General features: G+C 33.3%; 5 protein-coding genes. All 5 read left to right on the forward strand.

Translation table 11 applies throughout. From position 1 onward, the window contains the following. The first annotated feature begins 45 nt into the window (after nt 1–45). Nucleotides 46–2,670 carry an AAA family ATPase gene (locus tag T501_RS14665; RefSeq protein WP_044915627.1) on the forward strand — a complete coding sequence of 875 codons (2,625 nt, stop codon included), beginning with the start codon at nt 46–48 and terminating at the stop codon, nt 2,668–2,670. A 483-nt stretch (nt 2,671–3,153) separates the two neighbouring features. Continuing rightward, nucleotides 3,154–3,312, forward strand: a complete 159-nt coding sequence (locus T501_RS21420; RefSeq protein ID WP_155994873.1) for a hypothetical protein — start codon at nt 3,154–3,156, stop codon at nt 3,310–3,312. Between the two features lie 485 nt (nt 3,313–3,797). Continuing rightward, nucleotides 3,798–6,197, forward strand: a complete 2,400-nt coding sequence (locus tag T501_RS14670) for an HsdM family class I SAM-dependent methyltransferase (RefSeq protein WP_044915628.1) — start codon at nt 3,798–3,800, stop codon at nt 6,195–6,197. 3 nt (nt 6,198–6,200) lie between these two features. After that, nucleotides 6,201–7,307 (forward strand): restriction endonuclease subunit S, encoded by a 1,107-nt coding sequence (locus T501_RS14675; RefSeq protein ID WP_044915629.1) that lies wholly within the window; start codon nt 6,201–6,203, stop codon nt 7,305–7,307. Nucleotides 7,308–7,811: 504 nt separating this feature from the next. Beyond that, nucleotides 7,812–8,077: helix-turn-helix domain-containing protein (locus T501_RS14680; protein WP_044915630.1), on the forward strand; the 266-nt coding region annotated here is incomplete at its 3' end.

Here is an 8,077-nt window from a genome sequence, read left to right on the forward strand (position 1 = left end):
TGGGGAAAATGATAGTTTTAATAAATGCTAGGAGGGTATGAAAAGATGATACGTAGAATAGCAAAGATTGAAAATGTTGGACAATATGAAAACTTTACAAGTAATGTGGTTTTTACCAAGAATGTTGCAGTCTTTGGATTTAATGGAGCTGGTAAATCTACACTCAGCGATGTGCTGTATTCTCTTGCAAATGAAGGTAGAGAGAACAGTATAATTCGTCGAAGAACGTTGAAAAAAGATGGGGAAACAGCTGATAAGAATATTACTGTGCATATAGAAGATGATAACGGAAGTGTCTTTTCTTTTGCTGAATCTGAGTGGGATAATAGACCAAATAATATGCATGTATTCAATAATCAGTATATTGATGAGCATGTATTTGTTTCTAAACAATTGGAAGGTAATGTGGCAACAGTTGGAATGGGACGCGAGGGAGCAAAATATCTGAAAGAAAGAGATCTCCTTTTAGCAGAAAATGAAACTCATTTAAAAACTGTAAATGAAAAGATTAGCTTTTTGTCCAAGGCAGATATTAAAATAAAGGATTTTTCTTCATCTAAAATCACTGAAAAAAATGCTAATAAAAGAATGGAAAAATTGGTCGGATTTAAAATGTATCCGGTTGGTGAAGAAGCGCAGATTTATGCAAGGATAAAAGCTAATCAAAAATACACTGGCGAAATAAATTTGTTGAATCAATGTAAAGATAACTATGATTTGATAAAAGCTGTGGAGCCACTTAATACCAGTGTAGTATTAAAAAAGATAAATAGAGTTCCAAGAGTATCATCAAAAGAAATAGCATCATTTTTGGCTGAGACTCTAACAAATGCAGATATCCAATGGGCAGTAAGGGGATATAGAAATCAGAAAGATAAGAAGTTTTGCCCGATGTGTGGACAGTCTATTAGAGAGAAAAGGGCTGTTGATTTATTTAACAAGTTGGGAAAGTATATAAGTCAGGATAAAGGCGAATATGTGGCAGCGTTTAGTAGGGAATTATATGACTTGGCTTCTCAATTACAGAATATAAGGACTGTTGAGCGTATAGAGGTATTTAATCAGATAATTGCTGATCTTGATAGTGCTAAATTGCTTTTGAAAAAGGATAGTAATAGATTAGCGAAAGGTTTAAGCTGGACTACAGGCCATACAGAAAAACTAAATGAAATAATAGAAAAAATAAGAATTAAGGCTGAGAACCCTTATATTGATATTACCCTTTCAAATGATGAAAAAGAGACACTGACGCTATTAAATGGTGTTATTAAGAACATCAAAGTACTTGAAGAAATATTGCAGGACGCTAAGGATAGGCTTGATAGGAAAGTAGATAGAAGCATAAGCATAGACGAGATGGGAAAACTTTATGAATTATCATATGGCGCGTCTGGAAGTTATAGAAATGAAGCAAATATCATGAAGAATGTTGCATCAAGATATTTGAAAAATCTAGATAGAATTGCAGAATTAGCTGTACTTATCGATGATTGTTACAATCAGAGTAGGCTTAACGAAGTCAATGATTTTTTAAAAAGGCTTAATACACATTTAAGGATTGAGGTAAAGGATAAGAAATACTACATAAGGCTAAAAAATTTCCAACCTAAAGAATCAGCTGGTCTTAAGGATACTATTTTTAGTGAGGGTGAAAGTAAGGCAATAGCATTTGCATATTTCTTGGCAGAAGTTAATGATAAAGAGGATTTATCAAATGGTAAGATTATAGTTATCGATGATCCTATAAGTAGTATGGATCATTCGAGAAAATCTATTATTTCACATCAAGTATCTGATATGATGAATAACCAAGATTGGCAGGTTATCCTTCTAACTCATGATATTAGCTTCTTGGAGAGAGTTCAAAGCTATGTAAAGTGCAATAATCCTATGCTGAACCTAGAACTCAGATCAAATAGAGAAGAGTTTTTGATGTTAAATATTGATGATTATTTAACCGATGATGAAAAGGTTTATGAGGGCTTTATAAAAGCCGCAGAAACTAGTCAAGATGAGATAGATAAGATAATTGCATTGATGTCTATGAGACCATATGCATATGTAAAAAAAGTACCTGATGCTGCATTTGAAAAAATAATGGAGGCATCAACATTTTATTCTCATACATTGTACAGTAAAAATAAAAGACTATCGTTTAAGGCTTCTAATTACAATAATAGAAAGATCAGGGCGTATATTCGAAAAATCAATAGCGCTACAAGAAAAAGTAACGATAAATTTGATATTGAAGCTATAGCGGGAGATTATGCTTTTACGGGCTTTGATTTTGAAAAACTTGCAAATTTATACAAGTCGCTTCCACTTGATAGTATAGACAACATGAGAAAAAAGATGCTTTTGATGAGGCCGTTGATTGAAGCATCACTTTTTCAATTTAGTGCAAAAAGTAAGTTTGATCCTGAAAATATGGGAGTTATGTTTAATTCTGCAATAAGAAGTAACTCATCGAATAATGAAAGAAAAGCAATTTGTATTCAACTAAAAGAATTGTATGATTCCACAAAAAAATATCATCACGGTGCATATGGAGGATCTCTTTTAGGTATATCATGGATAAATCCTAGTGAAGTTGAATACTATGATGAGGTTTTATTATCTATAGTTAATAAAATTGAGAATGAAAGTTTGGTTCGAGCCATTGTTGCTTGATGAGTATTATTGATGGAGTAATCATATAATTTTGAAAGAACTGTTGGTGTGAGTCTACATCAAGGGTTCTTTTTTATTTATGTCAAATTGTGGCACATTTTGTGGGATGACTATAAACATACGCAACATGTAGTTGGCGTTTTTATGGGACTGTAACTTTTTTAATATAAAGATACACAACAACAACGCCTGAGGAAATGAATTAACAATGTTGGGGTGGGGCACGATCATATATCGTGCCCTCCCTGCGTTTCTAAGAAAGGATGGTAAAGATATGTTTTTTGAAAAAAAAGAAAAGAATAAAGATTTAGAATTTCAGAATCTCAGTATAAGAGCCTTATAGGCGGAATGTCTAAGAAAGAGCGCAAGGATTTTGAACGGAAGCAGACCGAATTTATGGCGCGACAGAGAAGATGATCGCTTGGAAGCCTGGCTCGATTTTGAAAACGATATGGACGACATGGGCTGGTAAGGAGGCAGATTATGGATAACAAACATTACATTTTCTTTTGCAATAGATGCTACAGACCAATAGATAAATTTGATGTAGCCATAGCAAAGATTGCTCTATTTGCAGTGAAGTTTACAGTGTTTCTTATCATCGCCTTCGCAGTGCTACTTATGATCATTTTTTGGATATAGCGCTCTGCTTGAAGTATAAGAATTTGTAAGAAAACCAGTGATGACAAAATATGCCCACACTTATAGAAATTACATGCTTAGCATAAATTAATTAGCACAAATTATACAACTGTATGATAATGTTTAAGGAGTATTCTTTACTCCTTATGTTTCCTTTCTTGGGGGATAAAATACAACAAATGAGAAACAAATGTATATTCGAATAAGGGAGGACATACATAATGGATAGAGTTGTAGATATTTCTGTTGTAAAGAAAGAAGCAAGTGTTTGTGATACATTACAGTCATTGCGTAATGAGATTTGTAAGGAAATAATTAGTAAGTGCTTTTGTGAATGAAAGTTCATGAAATAATGATTTTAAAAAGCGTTAAAGCAACAGAATCATTTGTTGCTGAGCTAAACAATAGTTGTATTTGACAAATGTATGATAAAATTAAGTATCAAGTTTCTTTCTAAATTTAAACTTTTGGGGAGTTGAGTGATTATGGCAAAGAAAAAAATCGAAATTGTAAGAGAATATCTTGACGAAATATTAAATAGTAGATTGGAAATATCATACACAGAGGAAGAAATAAAGAGGGATTTAGAGGAAGATGTAGATGATAAGGTTAAGAGTACACTAAAAACAATTTGGGACAGTAAAGTGGTGGGGAAAAAGACAGGTAATAACTCAATTGATAAGAACATCCCACCTTATCATGGAGATCAAGGATATGGAAAGCCTGACGTTATGCTGTACAACGTTTTTGGGAAAAATGAGATTTCTTTGATTGTTGAGGATAAGAAATTTTCTTCGACAGAAGACCCTATTCCACAGGCTGTTACTTACTCAAATATTGGTAAGGTCATTGGTTTTCCATGCAGAATAGTTATTGGAAACAACCCTTCTAAACCACTTGATGTTAGAGTTCTTGTTAATGATCAATATGAGCCTCTAAAAATAAATGGTAGCACAGTAGATTATTTTTTTGGAGAAGCTGTTTTTAAGCTCATTTATGACAATCCGAATGTAAATGAGTTTGTTTTGGAGGAACTGATTGAGAAACCTTTTTCGCAAAAAGATTTTCACAACATAATTAACAGATTAAAAAATATATACAGACAGATACCAGAGATTCAAAACAGTGATGATTTATCTATAAATTTCACTGTGAGCTTCGTCGCACTTAAAATGATAATGGAAAAGCAAGGAATATCATGGAGTTCGATAAGTGAGCCAGGGGATATTCTCGATAATGTGGAATCGATTATTGGTAGAAGGGCAAACAGGGAAATCAAGCAGAAGTATCGCGATATATTTGTAATAGTAGATGATGATGGAAATGAAAAATTCAATTTTCATTCTGAGTTGGATAACATTGATGTACGAGAAAAATCTGAGGGGATTACTAATGAGGAATCTGTAATTATGCAGATTTATCGCGAATTTAAGGCTATCCCAGAAAAGGATTTGTCTATTGATTTGTTTGGAGAGGTTTATGAGTGCTTGGCTAGTAAAAAAACGAAGTCATTATTAGGCGAGTATTTTACTCGTAGGCATATTATTCAAGCTATAGTAAAAATGTTTTTACCAGAAGATGAAATTTATAATATTGTTGAGTATAGGAAGCTAATTGCAGACCCATGCTGTGGTACGGGAGGATTCTTGACAGAGAGTTTTAAATACTTGAGAGAGTATTGTGAAAAAAATCATCCAGAGTTGGATACATCTGAATTAGCACAGCAAATAATAATTGGATATGACATAAATAACAATAGTATAGGTAGAACTAGAATAAATATGACTTTGGCTGGGGATGGTTTTTCGGTTATACAAAGGCAGAACTCACTTACTTCATCTGATGTGATTAAAAATGTTGATTATATTTTGACTAATGTACCATATGGAAAAGGTGATTACGCAATCTGTGATCCAAATTCAGAGGATCCCTTTTTGAAAGCTAATAACAACAAGAGATTAGAAGTGAATTTTGTCATAAAAGTAATAGAAATGCTAAAGGTCGGGGGAAGAGCATCGATAATTGTGCCTGAAGGATTACTTGAAGCACCTACATTAGCTTCATTTAGGGAATATATATTTAAACAATGCAAAATAACTAGTGTTATTTCTTTGCCCAAGTTTGCATTTGCGCCATATACAAAGTGGAAGACCTACGTAATTTTCTTAGAAAAAAGAGTAAGTCCTCTGAGTACTATTAATGATGTATTTGATAAAAATGAGCGTGTGTGGGCGTATATAGTTGACAATGATGGGTTTGCTAATTCGGATAAACGTTTTCCGACAGCACTAAAAAATGAAGATGGGAGCTGGAAACACGATGAATTGAAAGAATATGTAGATGATAATGGAGTCAAGAAATCTCCTCAAATAGTCCAAAAATATGAAGCTAAGGCTGAGGATGAGAATAAAACATACTATAACGAGTGGGGAGAGGTGATAAACGGGAAAAAGTATGGATTCATTGGTATAAGAGAAATAGCTGAAAAAAAGACTATTAAATATAAAACTATAAACGCAACAGCCGTAAATGCAATTTTAAAGAATGAAGCCAATAATCAAAGCGTTTTGTCTGACGACAATTATGAAATGTTGATTTCAAATATTTCTTTGGGAAGGAATGGATATAGTGTTAAGAAAGATCATTATATTGAAGATAATGATCTAAAGGAAGAGTTTATCCCTATATTTGAGGAGTTTAACATCGAATATGATAGTGAGAATAACAAGTATTATGATGTTAGTGGTGAAGAAACAGTTTATGCATTACCACTTGTCCCAGAGAAGTATTTCAGAAGAAAGGTTAGTGAGCCAATAGGTTTAGACGAGCTAGTGAGCGCTGTCAACATGATAAAAAGTGAGCTGAAACAAAGATTCGGGGAGTAAAAAATGAGAGTTGTAGATTTGTTCTACGTTAGGACAGGGAGAAGAATAACTGAAGAGGACGTATATAATCACCAAGGAAACTTCCCTTGCGTGACGTCACAAACAGCGAATAATGGCATAACATGGCTTGTTGATGAGGAATGGATTAATGATTTACATGGAGAATTTGTCGTTCATACACCGTGTGTGACGTGGACCAAAGATGGGGCTAAATGTGGGACTATGTTCTATAGGAACTATTCTTTTTATCCTAATGATCATTGTGGGGTTCTGATTCCGCGTGAAAAAATTAAATCAGATATTAATTTAGAGTGGTTTATATATAGATATCAAGATGAAATAAAGAGCAGCGTGAATCAACAAGGTTCGCAGGGAATGCTATACAATAATGAAATGGCCGAGATAGACATAGATTATCCGTTTCCACCTATAGAAGAGCAAGACGCTATTGTAGAGCAGGTGGAGAGCATTCGTGAACTAGAAAAGGGGATACTTGAGGAAGTAGATAAGATTGATAAACTTCTTAGCAGAGAACTTAAATTAGATAAATATATTATAGAAGATGTGAACACGATTGCTGTGTTAAATAAAGGATCCAACAAAATTAGCGAAGAAATGATATACAGAAATTTCGAAATGAGAGGTATTCCGGTTTATTCATCTGCGACAGAAGATGAAGGGCTTATGGGAAGGGTGTCTAGTGAATGCTATGAAGAATTTGAAAAAAGGGGCAACGCTGGGGAGCTAACGTGGACTACTAATGGATATGCTGGGGTCGTTTTTTATAGAGAAAGTGATTATTTGTATTCTGAAAAATGCGGCAGGATTGTTATAAGAAAAAAGTATAAAAAGCTAGTAGATATCAAATATTTGTACTATTTACTTAACCAGATAACGTATAAATACAAAACAGCTGAGTCCAACAATGGAAAGTTGGACATAGTTCACATGTCAACTATTCCAGTAATATTACCTATTGACAAAGATGGCAACATTGATATTAAAAAGCAAAAACAAATAGTTAGTATATATGATAATCTTATTGCTATGAGAAAGGATTTGCTTTCCTGTAGTATGAAAATGAAATGTTTAGTTAACAAAGTGGTTTAGCTATATAAATCCATGAGTGATAATATCTGGAATATTTATGTGAACTATTATGAGTTAAGAAGTCTCGGTACTTATGTGGTTGGGCAAGAGTCTTTTTGAGAGTGTCACGTTAAGTGTATGATTTTTTAAATCGGTGGTCGTTAGACTGATTAAAAAAATACACACTTAATTTGACACTTGGATTGGAACTTCCATCATCCAACACTTATGATGTTGAATTCAATTTAAAGTTAACCAAGAAGAATACTAAAGAAACAAAGGAATTATTTAAGGATAAAAATCATTACAAATATATATCTCACACGACTCCGTTTGTTTTCTCCCGTCAAAGTCACGGAAAGCAGATCCTCTAAAGTTTTATGAGATTAGATTTCCTATTTCATCAAGTTCATATGAAACAGTAATAACGAATCTAGTGTCTTGTCTAATTGACATTTAATTAAATTACTACTATTAATTGATGGCATTTTCCGCTATAATTAAAAGAAAACGGCGAGGCTAATTATGGCAGGAAAACCCAACAAAAATGCAATTTACTTAACTGATGATGAGTACAATACACTTTCTTCACTTTCAAAAAAGAAATCAAGGTGTAAGACACTAAAATGCAGGTGTCATGTACTCATGGATCTTGATAATAACCACGGCAAACGTCTTACCTACAGCCAAAGTGCAAGAGCAAATGGTGTTTGCCCTGCTACAGTTTCTAACATAACAAAGCTTTATAGAGATGGTGGCATTGATGCTGTAATATCATTAAAACGTAATGT

Origin of the sequence: Butyrivibrio sp. WCE2006, from assembly GCF_000701985.1 — a bacterium.
Taxonomy (GTDB): Bacteria; Bacillota; Clostridia; order Lachnospirales; family Lachnospiraceae; genus Butyrivibrio.